We start from the raw sequence: 18,387 nt of genomic DNA, 5'->3' as shown, positions 1-18,387 counted from the left end.
ATGGAGGGGGTCGTCCTCGCCGGCACGAGCTCCGGCGTCGGCAAGACCGTTGCGACGCTGGCGACCCTGACAGCGCTCGAAGACGCCGGGTATCAGCCACAGCCGGCCAAGGCAGGCCCGGACTTCATCGACCCGAGCCACCACGAAGCACTCGCCGACACGCCGTCGCGGACGCTCGACCCATGGCTCGCAGGCGAGGACGGCATGTGTCGCACCTACTGGCGCGGCACGGGCGACATCTGCGTCGTGGAGGGCGTGATGGGGCTCTACGATGGGACGAAGACATCGACGGCAGCCGTCGCCGAGGGACTGGACCTCCCAGTCGTTCTGGTCGTGGATGCGAAGGCTGGCATGGAAAGCGTTGCTGCGACGGCGCTCGGGTTCGCACAGTACGCCGACCGCATCGGCGTCGATATCGACGTGGCCGGCATCCTCGCACAGCGCGCCCACGGCGGCCGACACGCCGACGGTATCAGGGACGCACTCCCCGAAGACCTCACCTACTTCGGCCGGATTCCGCCGATGTCGGACCTAGAGATTCCCGACCGCCATCTCGGGCTCCACATGGGCTCGGAGGCCGGCCTCAATCGCGACGCGCTCTCGACGGCGGCGGAGACCATCGATGTCGAGCGGCTAGTCGACGTGGCACGAGCACCGCCGGAAGCCGCGACTGCGACGGCGGATAATAACGGCGCTGTGGCCAACCACCGGGTGGCTGTTGCACAGGACAGCGCGTTCTGTTTCACCTACCCCACAGTGCTCGAACGGCTCCGGTCCGAGTCGACTGTCGAGACGTTCTCGCCGGTCGCCGGCGACCCAGTCCCCGACGCCGACGCGATATATCTACCCGGCGGCTATCCGGAACTCCACGGAGAGTCGCTCGAAACCGGCGACACACTCGATGAAATAGCCGTCCGTGCCGCTGACGGCGTCCCCGTCTACGGCGAGTGTGGCGGGCTGATGGCGCTGTCGGAGTCGCTGACGACGACCGACGGCGACACCTACGAGATGGCCGGGGTCCTCCCCGCGGACATCGAGATGCAGGACCGGTATCAGGCGCTTGACCACGTAGAGCTAGAGGCGCAGTCAGATTCCGCCGTGGCCGCGTCCGGCGAGCACCGGCGCGGACACGAGTTCCACTACTCCGCTGCGACACTCGGCAACGACGCGTCGTTCGCCTTCGACGTGGTCCGCGGCGACGGTATCGACGGCGAACACGACGGCCTCACAGAATACAGCACCATCGGGACGTACTGTCATTGCCACGGCGAAAGTGGCGCGTTCGACCGTCTGCTTGCAGTGCCTTCGAAGGATATCTGACGTACGGCCCGCCGTCGGACGCGTGGCTGACTGCCCGCAACCTTTTTTTCGACAGACAGCATCGTTCTGATAATGAACGAGTTGCGCGACCTGCTCGGAGACCTGGTCGCAGACGTCGACGCCGTGTTCCTGTTTTCCCCGAACGCGTCGTTTTTCGAGGAGTTCGACGACGTCGATGAGGAGATCGTCGTCGTCGGGCCGGAGAACACCCTCGATGCGGAGCCGTTTGTCGAGCTACCGATCGATTTCACCGACCTTGAAGGCCGCCTCCGCTTCGGCATCGAGGGCGCACTGGAGCAGGGCATCGTCGACGAGGGCGACGAGGTACTCTGCGTGACCGAAGTGCTGGATGGGTCTGAGAACACGCTCGTTCGGGTCCAGACCAACGACTTCTCCCCCTCCGGCGTGTACGACATGTTCGTCAACTCCAGGGCGGACGCGAGCGTCGTCCGCGACGTCTTCGAGGTCGCCATCGAACTCGGGAAAAAAGGCCAGAAGGGCAAGCCTGTCGGTGCCCTGTTCGTCGTCGGGGACGCCGGGAAGGTGATGAACAAGTCCCGACCACTGTCGTACAACCCTTTCGAGAAGTCCCACGTCCACGTTGGCGACCCCATCGTCAACGTGATGCTGAAGGAGTTCTCGCGGCTCGACGGCGCGTTCGTCATTTCCGACGCCGGCAAAATCGTCTCCGCGTATCGGTACCTCGAACCCTCCGCAGAGGGTGTTGACATTCCCAAAGGACTCGGTGCACGGCACATGGCGGCCGGCGCGGTCACCCGTGATACCATGGCGACGGCTATCGTTCTCTCCGAGAGCGACGGGCTCGTACGGGCGTTCAAAGGCGGGGAGCTGGTCCTCGAGATCGATCCCGAGGAGTACTGAGGATGCAGTTTGGCTTCGACTGGGCGACGATTATTCGGCGCGTGTTCTCACCACAGGGAACGTTCGTCTTTTCGCTCGTAGTACTGGCTGTCGGTATCGTGCTCGGCTATCTCGTCTGGCGCTCGTCCCGGCGATTCATGCGCGAACTCGGGGTGCCGGAGGCGGTTGAGGGGACACCCTTCGAGCGGACGGCGAGAGGACTCGGTACATCGACCGTCGGCATCGTCTCGAACCTGGCCGCGCTGTTCATCTACATCACGACGGTCACTGCCGTCCTCAACATCGCCCAACTGACAGACCCGGAACTGTACTGGGCCCGCTTCACGTCGTTCCTGCCTGACCTGTTTATCGCCCTGTTTGCCGTCATCATCGGTCTCATTGCGGGCGACAAGGCCAAGCTCGTCGTCTCCGAGCGGCTGCGCAGCGTCAAGATGCCTGAGGCGACGGTCCTGCCCGAACTCGTCAAGTACAGCATCTTCTATCTGGCAGTACTCATCGCCCTCGGACAACTTGGCGTCGAGACCCTCGCCCTGCTCATTCTCCTTGGGGCCTACGCGTTCGGGCTGGTGCTCGTCTGTGGACTGGCGTTGAAAGACATCCTGCAGGCCGGTGCAGCCGGCATCTACCTCCTGCTGACAGAGCCATACAGCATCGGCGACGAGATCGTCATCGGCGATCAGAGCGGGATCGTTCAAGAAGTCGACATCCTCGTCACGCGTATCGAAAGCGACGGCGAGGAGTACATCATCCCGAACAAGCGCGTGTTCAATACGGGTATCGTCCGTATTCGCGGCTAAGCGAGGTTACGATGCTTCGGTCGTCTCGTCGTCTGTGCCCAGCGGCTCAGCCGGGACGCCGGCGACGGTCGTCTCTGGCGGCACATCGTCAGTCACGAGCGAGTTCGCCGCGACCTGTGCGCCCGGGCCGATTTCGACGCCGGGCAGCACAATCGCACCCGCACCGATCATCGCCCGTTCCCCGACGACGACCTCGCCGGTCCGGTACTCGTCCTGCAGAAACTCGTGACACAGCAGCGTCGCGTCGTACCCGATGATGGCGTGGTCCTCAACGGTGATGAGTTCGGGCCAGAACACGTCCGGTGTCGACTCCAGCCCCCAGGCGACGCCGTCACCGACGGTGACGCCGAGGTGCGAGAGCAGCCAGTTTTTGAGCCGGAGACTCGGCGAGATGCGACAGACGAGGATAACGACGTAGTTGACCATCACCCGGAGCGGATGTTTGGCGTCCGGCCACGGAAACAGCGAGTTGTGCGGGCCGGGTGTCGGATGCTGGCGCAGCCGGTCGTGTCGTGGACCACTCACGTCCGTCGTGTACGGGGCCGCGGTAATCAAACCCGTCGGCTTCGATGCCGCACGCTCAGTCCCCGCCGCCGCGGATGTCGTCCATATGGTCGATACGCTGCTGGACGAGGTCGGCTTTGCCGATGTCGTGGCGGACCCGGAGCCCCTCAGTACCGGCTTGCTGAAGCGCTTCCTCGGCGATGGCCTCCGCGTCGGCAATCGTTTCTGCGAGGCCAACGACAGCGTACGAGCGAGAAGTAGTCGTGTAGATACCGTCCTCACGGTCATCGACGCTGGCGTAGCACAGCAGCGCCTCCGGGGCCGTCTCCGCGTTGTCACCGGATTGTTTGCGGTGGTCGTTGACGACCTCCGCGATGACGTCGTCGTCAATTGTTACCTTCGCCCCGGCGTCGGGGTCGGTCGGGTAGCCGTCCGGGACGGCGTACTTGCAGACGGTCGCCATCGGGCGGAAAGAGAGCTGTGGCAGGGGGTCACCGTCGCGGGCAGCAGTCAGCACGTCGAGGAAGTCCGTGTTCAGTATCGGCAGCGTGTTCATCGCTTCGGGGTCGCCAAAGCGGGCGTTGAATTCCACGACGCGCGGCCCGGTTTCGGTGAGCATGAACTGCCCGTAGAGGACACCCTTGTAGCCGTCGAGGGCCTCAACAATGGCCCGGAGCACGTCGACGGCGTCCATGTAGTCGTCCTCGTCCATGAACGGCAGGTGGAGGCTGGCATCGGAGTAACTGCCCATGCCGCCGGTGTTTGGCCCCTCGTCACCTTCGTAGGCACGTTTGTGGTCCTGCACCGCCGGTGTGACGCGCAGCTGGCCGTTAGCGACAAATGCCTGAACGGTGAACTCCTCACCGACGAGGCGTTCTTCGAGGACGACGCGGTCGTAGTCGGAGCTTCGGAGGTATTCTTTGGCCTCCTCAGCGGTGCACTGGTCGCCGATGACGCGGACGCCCTTGCCGCCGGTCAGCCCGGCGGGCTTGACCGCGAGGTCGCCGTCGTACTCGTCAATGTACTCGCAGGCGGCCTCCATGTCCTCGAACGTCTCGAAGTCCGGACAGCCGGGGATGTCGTGTTCCCGCATGAACCGCCGCTGGAACGCCTTGTCCGTCTCGATGCGGGCCTCCTGTTCCTGTGGCCCGAAGGTGTAGATGCCGGCGTCGTCCAGCGCGTCGGCGACCCCGGCGGCGAGGGCCGCCTCGGGTCCGATAACCGCCAGTGTGGCGTCGACCTCCCGGGCGTAGGTCGTTACTGCCTTCGGATTGGTCGTATCGAGTGCCTCGAAGCCGTCGGCGAGGGCGACGATGCCCGGGTTCCGGTTGCTGGCACAGGCGTACAGCTCCCCCGGCGAGTCCGCGAGTGAGCGCGCAATCGCGTGTTCCCGACCGCCGCCACCCACGAGCAGCACTGTCTCTGACATACCCGAAGGCCGGATGGGCTCTCACGTAAGTATTGTCTTTTCGCCGGTTTTCGCTGACTGTGGCGGTCGTTTCTGTGTCGAGCGCCAACGAGTCGCCAGACGGAGACCGGGAGCTACTTTACCCAACTGTCGGACACACAGACACATGTCCCCTCCCCGCCCATTCATCGACCCCGCGACAGGAGAGATAGACAGGGCCCAGATACTCTCGGAGGCCGTGCCACTCGCGAAGCTCATCGGCGTGTTCGTCGCTGGGAGCCTCCCTCTCTATGCAATCGCGTTCTTCGGCGCGGAGAACTCCGCACTGGGTGTAGTACTGGCCCTGCTTGGTGAGTTCATCCTCGCCATCGGAGCCGGTGTCGTCCTTATGTATGTCATTGCCCGTGGAATCCGGCTGGCTGGCGAGTGAGGCGTCGCTGCCGGCGTCGCGTTCCTTTTCACCGCGGCGCTCCCAGCCACGGGTATGAGCGACGCCACGGATCCGACGGCCCGAAACCGACTCGACGAGGCGGAGAGCCCGTATCTCCGCCAGCACGCTGACAATCCCGTCAACTGGCAGCCCTGGGACGAGACGGCCCTAGAGGCCGCCAAGGAACGGGACGTGCCCATCTTCCTCTCGATCGGCTACGCGGCGTGTCACTGGTGTCACGTCATGGAGGAGGAGAGCTTCGAGAACGAGGCCATCGCCGAGCAACTCAACGAGAACTTCGTCCCGATAAAGGTCGACCGCGAGGAGCGCCCGGACCTCGATTCGGTGTACATGAGTATCTGCCAGCAGGTGACCGGCGGCGGTGGCTGGCCGCTGTCGGCCTGGCTCACGCCGGAGGGGGAGCCGTTCTACGTCGGGACGTACTTCCCGCCAGAGGAGAAGCGCGGCCAGCCGGGCTTTGGCGACCTGCTCCAGCGCCTTTCAGGCTCGTGGTCGGACCCCGAGCAGCGCGAGGAGATGGAGAACCGTGCCCGGCAGTGGACCGAGGCTATCGAGAGCGACCTCGAAGCGACGCCGGCTGATCCCGAGGACCCCGCAGAGGACATCATCCAGACTGCCGGCACCATCGCCCACCGCGGTGCGGACCGGCAGGACGGCGGCTGGGGCTCCGGCGGCCCGAAGTTCCCCCAGAACGGGCGGCTGCACGCGCTGCTTCGGGCGCACGCGGGTGGCGGTCAAGAAGACTACCTGAACGTCGTCGAGGAGACGCTGGACGTGATGGCCGACCGGGGGCTGTACGACCATGTCGGCGGCGGCTTCCACCGCTACGCGACGGACCAGCAGTGGGCGGTCCCACACTTCGAGAAAATGCTGTACGACAACGCCGAGATTCCCCGTGCCTTCCTCGCCGGCTATCAGGCTATCGGCTCAGAGCGCTACGCCTCGGTCGTCCGGGAGACCTTCGAGTTCGTCCAGCGCGAGATGCAACATCCAGAAGGAGGTTTCTTCAGCACACTGGACGCGGAAAGTGCGCCAATCGATGAGCCTGAGGGCGAGACGGAAGAGGGACTGTTCTACGTCTGGACGCCCGAGCAAGTCCACGAGGCTGTCGACGACGAGACGGACGCTGAGATTTTCTGTGACTACTTCGGCGTCACGGAGCGGGGCAACTTCGAGGGCGCGACCGTGCTCGCCGTCCGGAAGCCGGTATCTGTGCTTGCCGAGGAGTACGACCAGAGCGAGGACGAAATCACAGGGAGCCTCCAGCGGGCGCTAAACGAGGCCTTCGAGGCCAGAGAGAACCGACCGCGACCGGCCCGTGACGAGAAGGTGCTGGCCGGCTGGAACGGTCTGATGATCCGGACGCTCGCTGAGGGCGCGATTGTGCTCGACGACGCCTATGCCGACGTGGCCGCCGACGCCCTCTCGTTCGTCCGGGAGTACCTGTGGGACGACGATGCGGGGCGACTCAACCGCCGGTACAAGGACGGTGACGTGGCCATCGACGGCTATCTTGAGGACTACGCGTTCCTCGGCCGCGGCGCGCTGACGCTGTTCGAGGCGACCGGCGACGTGGAGCACCTCGCGTTCGCGATGGACCTCGGGCAGGCCATCACGGAGGCATTCTGGGACGACGAACAGGGCACGCTGTTTTTCACCCCGACCGGCGGCGAATCGTTGGTCGCCCGGCCGCAGGAACTGACCGATCAGTCGACGCCTTCGAGTACAGGCGTCGCTGTCGACCTCCTGCTGTCGCTGTCACATTTCAGCGACGACGACCGCTTCGAAAGCGTGGCCGAGCGGGTCATCCGGACCCACGCCGACCGCGTCTCCTCGAACCCGCTCCAGCACGCCTCGCTCACGCTGGCGACGGACACCTACGAACAGGGTGCGCTGGAACTCACGCTGGTCGGAGATCAGTCGGACTACCCAACCGAGTGGACTGAGACCCTCGCCGAGCGGTACGTCCCGCGCCGCCTGCTAGCTCACCGCCCAGCCGACGAGGACCGCTTCGAACAGTGGCTCGACACGCTGGGACTGAACGAGTCGCCGCCGATCTGGGCCGGTCGCACGCAGGTCGACGACCGACCGACGGTGTACGCCTGCCGGAACTTCGCCTGCTCGCCGCCAAAACACGACCTCAAGACGGCGTTAGACTGGGGCGAGACGACCAACGATACGGAATAAGACTACGACATTGCGGCTTCGATTTTATTTGCGAGATACACGGCGATAGGGACTGGCTCTTCTTCGACGAAGCGGGCAATCTCCTCACCATCGTGTTCGACGACGACTGTCGGGATGAGTTCGATGTCGTACGCCTCGACCTCCGGTCCGGTCTTCGAGCCGTCGTCTTCCTTCTCGACGGGGTAGTGGTGGATCTGGGCGTCGGGCACACCCGCGGCTTTCAGAGCCGCCCCGAAGTCTGGGAGTTGCGCCCGGCAGTCCTTGCACCAGTCACCGCCCCAGATCTTGTACTCGAACTCATCGGCGTAGCGTGTGAGAACGTCAACGGTGTCGGCATAGGCGTCTTCGACCCACACCGGATTCGGCTCCATGGTTTCGAGCGTCTGACTCATGACTGGCTATATGTATTCGGGGGGCTTGAAATCCCCGGCCGCGAATTTCCCGCTTCAGACGGTTTTCAGCGGATACGTCGGGATTTCAGTCGCAGGAGAGCTGACGCGCTAGCGATCGACTGGGAGTGTCGTCCGAATGTCTCGCGACGACCGGCCGATTTCGACGGTGTAGGTTCCAGTATCGACCGTCCATCCGGAATCTGGGTCGTACCGTGAGAACGCCAGATCGTCCAGCGTCAGTTTCACAGTCTGCCGCTCGCCGGCGGCTAACTGTACCGCCTCGAACCCGGCGAGTTCCCGCTGTGGTCGGTCGACGCCGTCCACAGACGGTGGCAGGACGTAGGCCTGGACGACCTCGCGACCCGACCTGTCAGCGACGTTCTCGACTGGAACTGCGACTGTCCGCTCGCCTGTGTGTTCGGCTTCGCCGTATTCGAACGTCGCATACGAGTGACCGTGCCCGAACGGATAGGTCGGGTCCGTGTCTTCGTCGTCGAAGTGTCGGTAGCCGACGAACACGCCCTCGTCGTAGTGAGCTTCGTCCTCGACACCTGGGTAGCGGCGCTCGGCTCCTGCAGTCGGGTACTCGCGTTCGTGGGCGAAGGTGACCGGGAGCCGGCCGCTCGGGTCGCGGTCGCCGTAGAGAACGGCTGCGGCCGCGTCACCGTCCGCCTGTCCGGGGTACCACTGTTCGAGGACCGCGGCCACGTCCTCGCGCCACGGCAGTTCGACGGGGCCGCCGGAGCGGACGACGACCACGGTGTTCTCGTTGGCTGCGGCGACGGCCGAGACGAGTTCGTCTTGCCGGCCCGGCAGTGCAAGCGTGTCCCGGTCCCGCGCTTCAGTCGTCGCGTCGCGCACGAACACGACGGCGACATCGGCTGCCGCGGCCGCGTCGACAGCGTCGTCGAGCGACGGTTCCCGTCGGGTGGTGTCCTCAGCCGAACCGTCGGCCTCGTCGTCCTCGTCGACGAACGGCAGGAGGTCGAACAGCGAAACGGACTCTATCTGCGGGACGCCGAACGCTGTCGTGACTGCGCCCTCGGCACGGGATTCGATTCCCTCGACTGGTGTGACCGAGTGGACCGGCGTCGTTTCGGAAGAGCCGCCGCCACCCAGTTTCGGCTCGTCGACGTTCGGTCCGATGACAGCCACGTCAGCCCCGACGTCCAGCGGGAGGACGCCGTCGTTGTCGAGCAGCACCGTTCCGCGGGCCGCCACGTCCGCGGCGATATCTCTGTGTCGCTGGCTGTCGAGTTCACCCGCATCGTCGTCGGTTTCACCGCCTTCGGCGGTACTCCGGCTGCTGTCCAGCCGTCCGAATCGGGCCATCTGGCCGAGAATCCGCCGGACCATGTCGTCAAGGCGTTCAGCCGGGACCTCGCCGCTGTCGAGGGCTTCGGCCAGCGGGTCGCCGAACAGGCCCGCGTGGGTCGCATCCGGGATGCCGTCGGGCCACTCGAACTCCTCGGTATCATCCGTAGTGCTGCTGTCGGCGGCTTCCGCTGCGCCGGGGGCCGCCACCCCGGGCATCTCTACGTCCATGCCTGCGTTCGCCGCGCCGACGGTACTCTCCAGTCCATACCAGTCCGAAACGACGTAGCCGTCGAATTCCCACTCATCTTTGAGCACGTCGCCGACGAGGCGGTCGTGGTCGCTCATGTACGTACCGTTCACCCGATTGTACGCCGTCATCACCGACCCGACGCCAGCGTCGACGGCCGCGCGGAACGGCGGGAGATACAGCTCACGGAGCGTCCGCTCGTCCACTTCGGCACTGACGGTCGTGCGATGTGTCTCCTGATTGTTGGCGACAAAGTGTTTCACCGTGGCGACGACATCAGCGGACTGGATGCCGTCGACGAGGCCGGCCCCGACAGCGCCGGCGTGGACCGGGTCCTCAGAGAGATATTCGAAGTTACGACCACAGTGCGGGACCCGGATGATGTTCACGCCAGGTGCGAGCAGCGCGTCCTGTCCGAGCGCCGTCGCTTCGCGGCCCATCGCCGCGCCCTGTCGCCAGGCCAGATCGGTGTCGAACGTCGCCGCGGTCGCGATCGATGCCGGAAAAGCAGTCGCACGCTGTCCCTCTGCTCGGATGCCAAGCGGCCCGTCGACGAGGCGAAATGGCGGAATCCCGGCCTCTTCCACGCCCGGCAGGTATCCCGTCGCTGTGCCCTCCGGGTCAGTTGCACCGCGGACGAGGGCGAGTTTCTGTGTGCGGGACAGCCGAGCGAGCAAGGCACCAGTGTGATCGTCGTCAGCCATATCGCAGTTCACAGCCGAGCGGGCCTTATACTGTCGGCTGCTTACGACGAAGCCTCAGCCAGCCGTGTCGGCCTTGTTTCGAGCCCCGAGACGACGAGTTTCGCGCCGCCGGACCGACTCTCCGTCATCTCGACGTCCCACCCGTGGGACTCGACGACATGCTGGACGATGGCCAGTCCGAGGCCGGTTCCCGACTCGGAACTGGTGACGCCGTGCGTGAATATCTCCTCCCGTTCCCCGGGCGGCACACCGGGGCCGTCGTCACCGATTGTGAACCCTTCGGGGGTGGCATCGACGCGTATCGTCACGCCTGCGTCCTCCCAACCCACATTGTCGTCGGACTCCGTTCGACTACGCCCGTCGTCGGCCCCTTGTCGGCCGCTTTTGCTACCGTGTTCGACACTGTTCCGGAACACGTTCTCGAACAGCTGCAGGAGCTGGTCGCGGTCGCCAGTGATCTCCCTGTCGCCGTCGATTTGCAGCGTCGCATCGCCGGTGTCGACGTGGCCCCAGGCCGCCTTCGCCAGCGCCGAGAGCTGTAGCTCGACTCTGTCGGTCGACTTCTCGTCGCGGGCGAATGCCAGCACCTCGTCGATGAGGCTGCTCATCCGTTCGTGGGCTTCCTCGACGCGGTCGAACTCCTCGGGGTCGTTGCGTTCCCGAGCCAGCGCCAGTCGGCCCGAAGCCACGTTCAGCGGGTTCCGAAGGTCGTGGGAGAGGACAGCGGCGAACTGGTCGAGCTGCTGGTTCCGACGTTCGAGTTCTCGCTCCCGCTGCTTCTGGTCGGTGATTTCGTGAACAAGAAAGACACGCCCGACCAGCGCGTCACGGGAGTCGTACAGCGGTGTGAGCTGGACGTCGAAAAACCGGTCGCGCTGCTCGATGACGGCCTGCGTTTCCTCGGCGTTGTCGTTCAAACCGCGGTACTTTTCGAGGAGGTCGGGCGACGGTTCGAGCGCGGCCTCGACGGATTGACCGACGAGAGCCTGATCTTCGAGTAGCTGACGGCCGGCGTCGTTGGCCTCGATGATTGTATCGTTCGTGTCGACGACGAACACAGCGCTGTTGAGCGACTCGACGACCTCCCGGTGGGCGACCGGCGAGATGTCCAGCAGTCGTCCCCTGAAGAACGCCCACGTGAGAGTGATCCCGGTTCCCGCCAGCAACAGCGGTGTGAGTTCGACGCCGGTGTCGCCGAAGATGCTGAGCACGCTCCCGAACCACGGGAGGCCGATGGCCAGCAGAACGGCATACACCTGCTTCCGGTACAGATCGCCGGAGACGAGTGCGTAGTGGATGATGAGCGCACTCGACACGGCAATGAGTGCGTAGGAGTACACCAGATGTCCCCAGAAGACAGGCCCGACGGTAATCTCCCAGCCGTACATAGCGGCGTCTGTAGGTCCAGAAATCCGGTATATCAACCCCTCGGGGCCGCCAAACAGTGCCGCAAAGAACACGAGGGGTTCGACAGACAGTAACGCGACGGTCCGCCAGCCGAGATAGCGGTTGCGGTCGGTGTAGGCCAGCGCGAACACGAACAGGCCGGCCATCGCGGGCATCACGCCGACGAACACGCCGTACGCGAAGAACAGAGCCAACTCAGTCCCGCGCGTCAAAACACCGACCGCAGCACAGAGGTTCCATATCGAGAGCCCGGCAAGCAGAACAGAGAGCGCGGTCCCGCCGGGAGAGTCACGCCGGCCCCACGCATACACCGACAGCGTCCCGAGGACGACGGCCACGACAAGCAGAAAAAAGGCGTACGCAACGAGCAGCGTGGCCATTACTGAACAATCCGGCCCAGCGAGTAAATGGGTTCCGGCCAGTTCGAGGGATTTACCCACTCGCTCGGCATACCAACGGGTATGCCTGTCGACAAGCAGGAGTTCGACGAGATACTGTCGTTCGAGCTCCACGAACCCGCAGATATTCTCGATGCCGACAAACTGTACACCATCCCAGAAATCGCCCGCCTCCTGCAGGGCCTCCCGGCGGATGCCGAACTCAACGAGGCCAACGAGTCGGTGTTCATCGACTGGGCGATCCCGTGGATGATCTTCAATCAGGACGACCTCGTGATCGCCGACCCGCAGGACGACGACGTCGTCGGACTGTACGGTCTCGCCGAGTCATGAAGCTCCTCGTCGCCGGCAGTGACCGAGTCGACGCGGGCAAGACCACGTTCAGCGTCGGCCTGCTCGAACGGACCAGCGCCCAGGGGTTCAAGCCCAGAGCGGGCAACAACTACTGGTTCGACCACGACGACTATCAGCGAGCGACGACCGACGGGCGGCTGTACGGCAAGGACGCCAAGCGCCTCGCGGCCGCATCGCCAAGTGATGTCGTGCCAGAGGAGATCAATCCGATTCACCGCCTCTGGCATCCCTCGCCGGGGGCCGAAACAGGACTGCTCGGGAAGGAAAACCAGCAGTTCGTCGTCGACCGGGTCGGACGCCCGAGTTCCGAGACGGGCGTCGAGTACGTCGTCAACGGGACCGTCGACTTGCCGGAGTCCGTTGCCGAACGACTCCCGCTTGCCAACGCCCCACGAGTGACCTCCATCGCCGACTTCAACGACCTGATGCGGGTGATGCACGTCGAAGCGCTGGAGTCGCTCGCAGCAGATATCGAAGCGACGGACCGGGCGGTCGTCGAGTCCTACGGCGACGTGGCTCGGCCGCTGTCTGGCATCGAACCGGACGCCGTGGCCGTCGTCGAACCGGGCCGAGCACGCATCTACGACGGCGACCGGTACGCCAAGGCCTGTCAGATTGCCACCGGCGGACCCGGTGATGGGCAACTGGAAGAACGGGTGCCAAACGTCGTCGACCTCATCGAGCGGGTCGCGGCAGTACGACTCCCCGCGCTCGACAGCGAACAACGCAGTGACCCGGCGGCCGTCGCCGATGCGTACGACCACGCCTATGACGCGCTACTGGCCTGTGCATTCGACTGAGAACTTTCTGTCGGCCAGCCCCCTCAGAACTTCGCGGCTTGCAGCGCCAGTTCGATGTCCTGATACGGCGCGTCGGTGACGCTCGGTCCGTGGCCGGTGTGCATCTCCTGTAGGTCCTCGTCGACAACCGACAGTACCCGATCGATGCTGTCGACGAGCAGGTCCCGATTCCCTTCGTCGAGGTCGGTCCGACCGAAGCTCCCGTTGGCAAACACGAGATCACCAGCGAACAGGATGCCGGCGTCGTCCGAGTAGAAGCAGAGATGGTCGTTCTTGTGGCCGGGCGTGTGCAGCGCCCGGTAGTCGTGGTCGCCAAGCTGTATCGTCTCGTCGTCGGCGATAGCGTGCTCGATTCCGTCCTGGTCCGTGTCGTAGCCGTACACCGGGACGTCGAAGGCGTCGACGACGCTGTCGAGGTTCTCGACGTGGTCGTAGTGGGTGTGGGTGACGGCGACAGCGTCGATATCGTCGACGTGTTCTTCGACAGCCGACACCACATCGAACTCGTTACCGACGTCCACCAGCACGGTTCGCTCCCCGGTGACGAGGAACACGTTGCTCGTGAAGGCCTGTTGCCCACGGGCGAGATTTCGAATCATTACCCGCCTATTGACCGTCGTCCCGGATGTGGGTATCGTTCTGTCACCGCCCGAGACGCGCTGCACGCCCGCACCCACAGGGCTATGTACGTGGATATGCAAACGGGGGATAGTAGAACATTATGTCAGATTCGGACCTACCTGTGGTGCTTATCGTCGAAGACGAACCAGATGTTGCCGAGACGTACAAACTGTGGCTGCAACAGGAGTACGAGGTCCGCATGGCACAGAACGGCGACGAGGGCCTGGAGCAACTGGACGCGGATGTCGATGTCGTGCTGCTCGACCGGATGATGCCCGGTCTCTCCGGGGATGAAGTGCTTGAGCGCATTCGCGAGCGTGACCTTGGCTGCCGGGTGGCGATGGTCACCGCCGTCGAGCCGGACTTCGATATTCTGGAGATGGGCTTTGATGCATACCTCTCGAAGCCGATCCGGAGCGAACAACTCCACGAGACGGTCGACAATCTGCTCGACCGCTCCGAGTACGACTCCCTGCTGCAGGAGTACTACGCACTCGTCGAGAAGCAGGCGACGCTCGAAGCGACGAAGTCGAGCGCGGAACTGGCGGAGAGCGACCAGTACGACGAACTAACCCAGAGAGTCGTGGAGATGCGAGACGACCTCTCGGAGACACTCGGTGGCATCGAAGACGACTCCGATTTCATCGCAACGCTTCGCGGACTGAGCGACGATGAAGACAACTGAGCGACAAACAATGTATGATCTCACCTCAGTACTAGAGTTCGATGCGCTCAGTGAGGTCCGGCCAGGATCTAGTATCCTGATCTCCGGCCCAGCAATGAGCGGGAAGGAACGACTCGCATACGATATTCTCGCCGATGGGTTGGACAAGGGTGACGGCGCGGTGGTCGTGACGACCGGTGACGGCGCGGGCAGCGTCGTCGAGGAGTTCCGATCGCTCGTGCCAGATCTCGACGATTCCCAGCTCGGTGTCATCGACTGTCGCGGCGAGGGTGGCACGGACGAGGAGGCCATTGGCAACGCCCACGCCCACCACGTCTCTTCGCCCGGTGATCTCACCGGCATCGGTATCGGCATCACGAAGGCGCTGGAGGGGCTGCACAACGCCGGCAACGAGCAGGGCCGTCTGGCTCTCGTCTCGCTGTCGACGATGCTGACATACACGGACAAGAAGACCGTCTTCAAGTTCTGTCACGTGCTGTCCTCGCGGCTGGACTCCGCGGGCTACATCGGCGTATTCACTATCGACTCGGGAGCCCACGACGACCAGACCCTGCAGGTCATCAAGCAGGCGTTCGACGGGATGATCGACGTGCGCGACGCGGAGGGCGGCGGCCGAGAGGCCCGCGTACTCGGCCTGGCCGGCGAGCCGACCGACTGGCAGGACATTTGAGTCCGGAGCCATCCACAGGTGGTCCGAACGCCCTGTCGGTCCGGGAAGGAAGTATTTTGCCGCTCCGGTTCACCCACCCGATATGGACGTAAAGCTGCTCGAAGCCACAGACGACCCCGAGGATCTCATCTGCAAGGCAGCACGCAACGACTACAGCGACACCTCCGTCGGCAGCCAGTCGTTCGAAGCGACGATGGCTGAAGTCGACGGCGACACCCTCGACGACAAAAAGGAGACGCTCATCGGGCATCTGCTCGACCACGGCCACTTCGGTCCCTTCGAACATGCACAGGCCACCTTCGCCGTGGAAGGCGTCTCCCGCTCCTGTATGGCCCAAATCACCCGTCACCGGCACGTCTCCTTCGACGTGCAGTCGATGCGGTACGTCTCCTTCGACGACATAGACCCCGAAGCCGTCCGTGAGGGCGAGCTGGTCGTGACGCCGCCGTCCGCGACGGACCCGGACTGGATCGGCCGGAATCAGCAGAAGGCCAGCGTCTCAGACGAGGAGTTCGAAGAACGCACGGAGATATTCAAAGACACCATCGAGCAGGCAGTCGAATCGTATCAGGAGCTCCTTGAACTCGGAATGCCGCCGGAAGACGCCCGGTTCGTACTGCCCATCGGCACCAAGGTGAACATCGTGATGTCGATGAACGCCCGGATGTTGATGCACGTCGCGGATATGCGAGCCGCGGCGGACGCACAGTGGGAGATTCGGGAGATGACAGAGGAGATGCTCGACCTAGCGGCCGACTGGTGTCCCAAGACCTTTGATTACTACGAGCGGGAGATGAAGGGACGCAAGAACCGCCTCGCCCCCTGACAGTTCCGGCACGTCTTGTTGGGATTCAGAACGGCTGTCTCCGACCGTGAGTACCGTCGATTGTCGAATCGACCTTGATACTCACAACGGCAATAGCAATACTCAAGACGTTTTGTTGCGTAAGCGGTCGGATTTCGGAGTATCAAAAGACGAAACGAGTACGACACATTCATTACCGCACATCCTAGATGAACAATTGTGTCTTACGAGGTTGAACGTCCCACCCGTCGGTCGGGCACTGCGTCTGATGTGATGTGTGCTGTCGACGATGTCGACGGCCAGCAGCGGTTCGTCATCGCCGATATTGCCCACGATGACACCTGGATTTCGATGGTAGCGGACGAGACCTGTACACTTACAGCCTGGCGATAACGGCAGCTACCGGCTGATACGGATTGTTATAGATTATGTCCGGATAGTGCCGGTCTCGCGGTCGACACAGACCGGTAAATCGCTCCAACAATCCGTATGAAAAGTTTTTGTTGACCGCTCTGTGACGTATGAGTATGGAATACGACGATATGCTCGACCGGGCGATGGAGGAGACGCCCGAGATCGACGGCACAAGCGAGCGGTTCGAGGTTCCCGATCCAGATGTCCGACAGGAGGGGAACGTCACCGTCTACGAGAACTTCCAGTCGACGTGTTCCCGACTCGGACGCGAGGACGACCACGTGATGAAGTTCCTGCAGAACGACCTCGGGACGAGCGGCCACATCGACGAAAGCGGACGGGCACGACTGACCGGTGAATTCGGTGCCAACCGTATCGAGGCGTCCATCGACGAGTACGTCGACGAGTTCGTGCTCTGCTCGGAGTGTGGACTGCCCGACACGCAACTGGAGCGGGAACAGGGTGCGCTGTTGCTCCGCTGTGAGGCGTGTGGCGCACGCTCGGCGACGAGCGAGTAGTTACTGCAGTCCTTTCAGCGTCTGCAAGTCGTTTTCTGTGCGGGTGAAAACAGCGAGCCGATGGCTCGCGTGACAGTTCGGGCAGTGGAACGTCGTGTCGTGTCGCGGCAAATCCGTCGGCGTCGATTCCCAGTCTTTCTTACACTCAGGACAGAGCAATCGCACGTACGCTTCCTCCATGTATGTTACTCACACACATAGCCAATGATTAAAAGCCTTGTCGTCTCCCCATTAGTCTGCCTTCACTCGGGTGTCAGGCCGGAAGATCTTCGGCTTCGAGGAGTTCCTTGTATCGGTTTCGGATCGTCACTTCAGAGATGTCAGCGACGTCGCTGACCTGGCTCTGTGTGACCTTCTCGTTGGTCAGCAACGCGGCGGCGTAGACGGCCGCAGCGGCGATGCCGACCGGCGATTTGCCGGAGAGCATCCCCGACTGACGAGCACCTTCGACGAGGTCGCGGGCCTGTCGCTGGGTCTCCTCGCTGAGGCCGAGGTCGGAGATGAACCGCGGGAGGTAGTGTTCCGGGTCCGCCGGCTGGACTTCGAGGCTGAGTTCTCGGACGATGTAGCGGTAGGTCCGCGTGAGTTCCATCTTTTCGACGCGGGAGACGCGGGCCATCTCGTCCAGCGACCGGGGATTCCCGGCCATACGGGCGGCCGCGTAGAGCGCGGACGTGGCGACGCCCTCGATGGAGCGACCCGGGAGCAGGTCGTCACCGAGCGCACGGCGATAGATGACGCTGGATGTCTCGCGGACGTTCTGGGGAAGCCCCAGCGCAGAGGCCATCCGGTCGATTTCGCCGAGTGCCTGCTTGAGGTTGCGTTCCTTGGAGTCACGGGTCCGGAACCGTTCGTTCCAGGTCCGGAGCCGCTGCATCTTCTGCCGCTGTTCGCTGGAGAGGGAGCGCCCATAGGCGTCCTTGTTCTGCCAGCCGATGTTCGTCGAGAGGCCCTTGTCGTGCATCATGTTCGTCGTCGGCGCGCCGACGCGGGACTTGCGATCCTTCTCTGCGGAGTTGAACGCCCGCCACTCCGGCCCGTGGTCGATCTCGTCCTCCTCGACAACTAGCCCACAGTCTTCACAGACTGTTTCGCCGTGTTCAGTGTCCGTAACGACGTTTCCACTACATTCGGGGCAGGTCTCTACGGCCTCCTGTTCTGTCGATTCGGTGATTTGCTCGTCTCGTTCTCGTGTGCTTGTCCGCGTTGTTGATTCACTCATGATTGGGAGTCCTGTTCTGCCGGGTGCAGAAATTTTAAGACTGATTGGGGGTTTGTCTTACCCTATAGTTAGTCCGTAAAGTATATAAATCTTTCGCCGATTTTCGGCATAAACCGCAGTATGACGGCGTGATAGGGTATAGCATGGCCCCTGTAGAGATATATAACCTTGGCGGTGACCGTTAACTCCTAGACTTGACGCGTAATCGGGGGACTGCAACGCCGCGTGACGCCATCGGTACCCTGCTGAACGACCAGCCCTCACACTGCGACAGTCACTCTGGT

The 18,387-nt window shown here is 63.4% G+C and carries 20 protein-coding genes; 12 read left to right on the top strand and 8 right to left on the bottom strand.

The genetic code is table 11. From position 1 onward, the window contains the following. From C443_RS04145 to C443_RS04135, 3 genes are all read left to right on the top strand, one after another. The gene (locus C443_RS04145) at positions 1 to 1,320 is read left to right on the top strand and encodes a cobyrinic acid a,c-diamide synthase (protein WP_005534139.1); all 1,320 of its coding nucleotides are present in this window, start codon (positions 1 to 3) and stop codon (positions 1,318 to 1,320) included. A 72-nt stretch (positions 1,321 to 1,392) separates the two neighbouring features. Continuing rightward, positions 1,393 to 2,202 (top strand): diadenylate cyclase DacZ, encoded by an 810-nt coding sequence (dacZ, locus tag C443_RS04140; protein ID WP_005534138.1) that lies wholly within the window; start codon positions 1,393 to 1,395, stop codon positions 2,200 to 2,202. Between the two features lie 2 nt (positions 2,203 to 2,204). Further along, a complete protein-coding gene (locus tag C443_RS04135) occupies positions 2,205 to 2,999 on the top strand; it encodes a mechanosensitive ion channel domain-containing protein (RefSeq protein ID WP_005534137.1) in 795 nt (264 codons plus the stop codon). A 6-nt stretch (positions 3,000 to 3,005) separates the two neighbouring features. On the opposite strand, the gene C443_RS04130 is transcribed toward C443_RS04135, so the two are convergent. After that, positions 3,006 to 3,554 carry an acyltransferase gene (locus tag C443_RS04130; protein ID WP_005534136.1) on the bottom strand — a complete coding sequence of 183 codons (549 nt, stop codon included), beginning with the start codon at positions 3,552 to 3,554 and terminating at the stop codon, positions 3,006 to 3,008. A 25-nt stretch (positions 3,555 to 3,579) separates the two neighbouring features. Beyond that, entirely contained in the window at positions 3,580 to 4,932 is a 1,353-nt protein-coding gene (gene purD, locus C443_RS04125; RefSeq protein ID WP_005534135.1) for a phosphoribosylamine--glycine ligase, read from the bottom strand. A gap of 145 nt (positions 4,933 to 5,077) precedes the next feature. Here purD and C443_RS04120 point away from each other — a divergent pair, with 145 nt between their 5' ends. Together C443_RS04120 and C443_RS04115 are read left to right on the top strand one after the other, a co-directional pair. After that, positions 5,078 to 5,341 carry a hypothetical protein gene (locus C443_RS04120; RefSeq protein ID WP_005534134.1) on the top strand — a complete coding sequence of 88 codons (264 nt, stop codon included), beginning with the start codon at positions 5,078 to 5,080 and terminating at the stop codon, positions 5,339 to 5,341. Between the two features lie 54 nt (positions 5,342 to 5,395). Next, positions 5,396 to 7,549 carry a thioredoxin domain-containing protein gene (locus tag C443_RS04115; protein ID WP_005534133.1) on the top strand — a complete coding sequence of 718 codons (2,154 nt, stop codon included), beginning with the start codon at positions 5,396 to 5,398 and terminating at the stop codon, positions 7,547 to 7,549. A 2-nt stretch (positions 7,550 to 7,551) separates the two neighbouring features. Here the strand turns inward: C443_RS04115 and C443_RS04110 are convergent, their stop codons facing one another. From C443_RS04110 to C443_RS04100, 3 genes are all read right to left on the bottom strand, one after another. Further along, complete coding sequence (locus C443_RS04110; RefSeq protein ID WP_005534132.1) at positions 7,552 to 7,941, bottom strand: thioredoxin family protein; 390 nt, start codon at positions 7,939 to 7,941, stop codon at positions 7,552 to 7,554. A 108-nt stretch (positions 7,942 to 8,049) separates the two neighbouring features. Continuing rightward, entirely contained in the window at positions 8,050 to 10,209 is a 2,160-nt protein-coding gene (locus tag C443_RS04105) for a beta-glucosidase (protein ID WP_005534131.1), read from the bottom strand. Between the two features lie 41 nt (positions 10,210 to 10,250). Continuing rightward, a complete protein-coding gene (locus tag C443_RS04100) occupies positions 10,251 to 11,996 on the bottom strand; it encodes a histidine kinase N-terminal 7TM domain-containing protein (RefSeq protein WP_005534130.1) in 1,746 nt (581 codons plus the stop codon). A gap of 27 nt (positions 11,997 to 12,023) precedes the next feature. Here C443_RS04100 and C443_RS04095 point away from each other — a divergent pair, with 27 nt between their 5' ends. Together C443_RS04095 and C443_RS04090 are read left to right on the top strand one after the other, a co-directional pair. Continuing rightward, positions 12,024 to 12,347, top strand: a complete 324-nt coding sequence (locus C443_RS04095; protein ID WP_005534128.1) for a DUF5827 family protein — start codon at positions 12,024 to 12,026, stop codon at positions 12,345 to 12,347. Next, complete coding sequence (locus C443_RS04090; RefSeq protein WP_005534127.1) at positions 12,344 to 13,168, top strand: hypothetical protein; 825 nt, start codon at positions 12,344 to 12,346, stop codon at positions 13,166 to 13,168. Before C443_RS04095 ends, C443_RS04090 begins: the two co-directional genes overlap by 4 nt. Positions 13,169 to 13,191: 23 nt before the next feature. On the opposite strand, the gene C443_RS04085 is transcribed toward C443_RS04090, so the two are convergent. After that, positions 13,192 to 13,767 carry an MBL fold metallo-hydrolase gene (locus C443_RS04085; RefSeq protein ID WP_005534125.1) on the bottom strand — a complete coding sequence of 192 codons (576 nt, stop codon included), beginning with the start codon at positions 13,765 to 13,767 and terminating at the stop codon, positions 13,192 to 13,194. A gap of 122 nt (positions 13,768 to 13,889) precedes the next feature. On the opposite strand from C443_RS04085, the gene C443_RS04080 reads away from it, so the two are divergent. The 5 genes from C443_RS04080 (at position 13,890) to C443_RS04065 (ending at position 16,881) form a co-directional block, all read left to right on the top strand. Beyond that, the gene (locus tag C443_RS04080) at positions 13,890 to 14,474 is read left to right on the top strand and encodes a response regulator transcription factor (RefSeq protein ID WP_005534123.1); all 585 of its coding nucleotides are present in this window, start codon (positions 13,890 to 13,892) and stop codon (positions 14,472 to 14,474) included. A 10-nt stretch (positions 14,475 to 14,484) separates the two neighbouring features. Further along, complete coding sequence (locus C443_RS04075) at positions 14,485 to 15,144, top strand: RAD55 family ATPase (RefSeq protein WP_005534121.1); 660 nt, start codon at positions 14,485 to 14,487, stop codon at positions 15,142 to 15,144. A gap of 82 nt (positions 15,145 to 15,226) precedes the next feature. Then, positions 15,227 to 15,970 carry an FAD-dependent thymidylate synthase gene (gene thyX / locus C443_RS04070; RefSeq protein WP_005534120.1) on the top strand — a complete coding sequence of 248 codons (744 nt, stop codon included), beginning with the start codon at positions 15,227 to 15,229 and terminating at the stop codon, positions 15,968 to 15,970. Between the two features lie 198 nt (positions 15,971 to 16,168). Next, a complete protein-coding gene (locus C443_RS21430; RefSeq protein ID WP_154021034.1) occupies positions 16,169 to 16,342 on the top strand; it encodes a DUF7556 family protein in 174 nt (57 codons plus the stop codon). 134 nt (positions 16,343 to 16,476) lie between these two features. Further along, positions 16,477 to 16,881: a translation initiation factor IF-2 subunit beta gene (locus C443_RS04065; protein ID WP_005534118.1), complete on the top strand. Its 405-nt coding sequence runs from the start codon at positions 16,477 to 16,479 to the stop codon at positions 16,879 to 16,881. Here C443_RS04065 and C443_RS04060 read toward each other — a convergent pair whose 3' ends face one another. Continuing rightward, a complete protein-coding gene (locus tag C443_RS04060; protein ID WP_004515550.1) occupies positions 16,882 to 17,061 on the bottom strand; it encodes a DUF7836 family putative zinc-binding protein in 180 nt (59 codons plus the stop codon). It lies immediately after the preceding gene. A 73-nt stretch (positions 17,062 to 17,134) separates the two neighbouring features. Next, the gene (locus C443_RS04055) at positions 17,135 to 18,103 is read right to left on the bottom strand and encodes a transcription initiation factor IIB (protein ID WP_004592494.1); all 969 of its coding nucleotides are present in this window, start codon (positions 18,101 to 18,103) and stop codon (positions 17,135 to 17,137) included. Positions 18,104 to 18,387: the final 284 nt, after the last annotated feature.

Origin of the sequence: Haloarcula argentinensis DSM 12282 (assembly GCA_000336895.1) — an archaeon.
GTDB classification, from domain to species: domain Archaea; phylum Halobacteriota; class Halobacteria; order Halobacteriales; family Haloarculaceae; genus Haloarcula; species Haloarcula argentinensis.
This window is presented reverse-complemented; position numbering and strand designations above follow the sequence as displayed.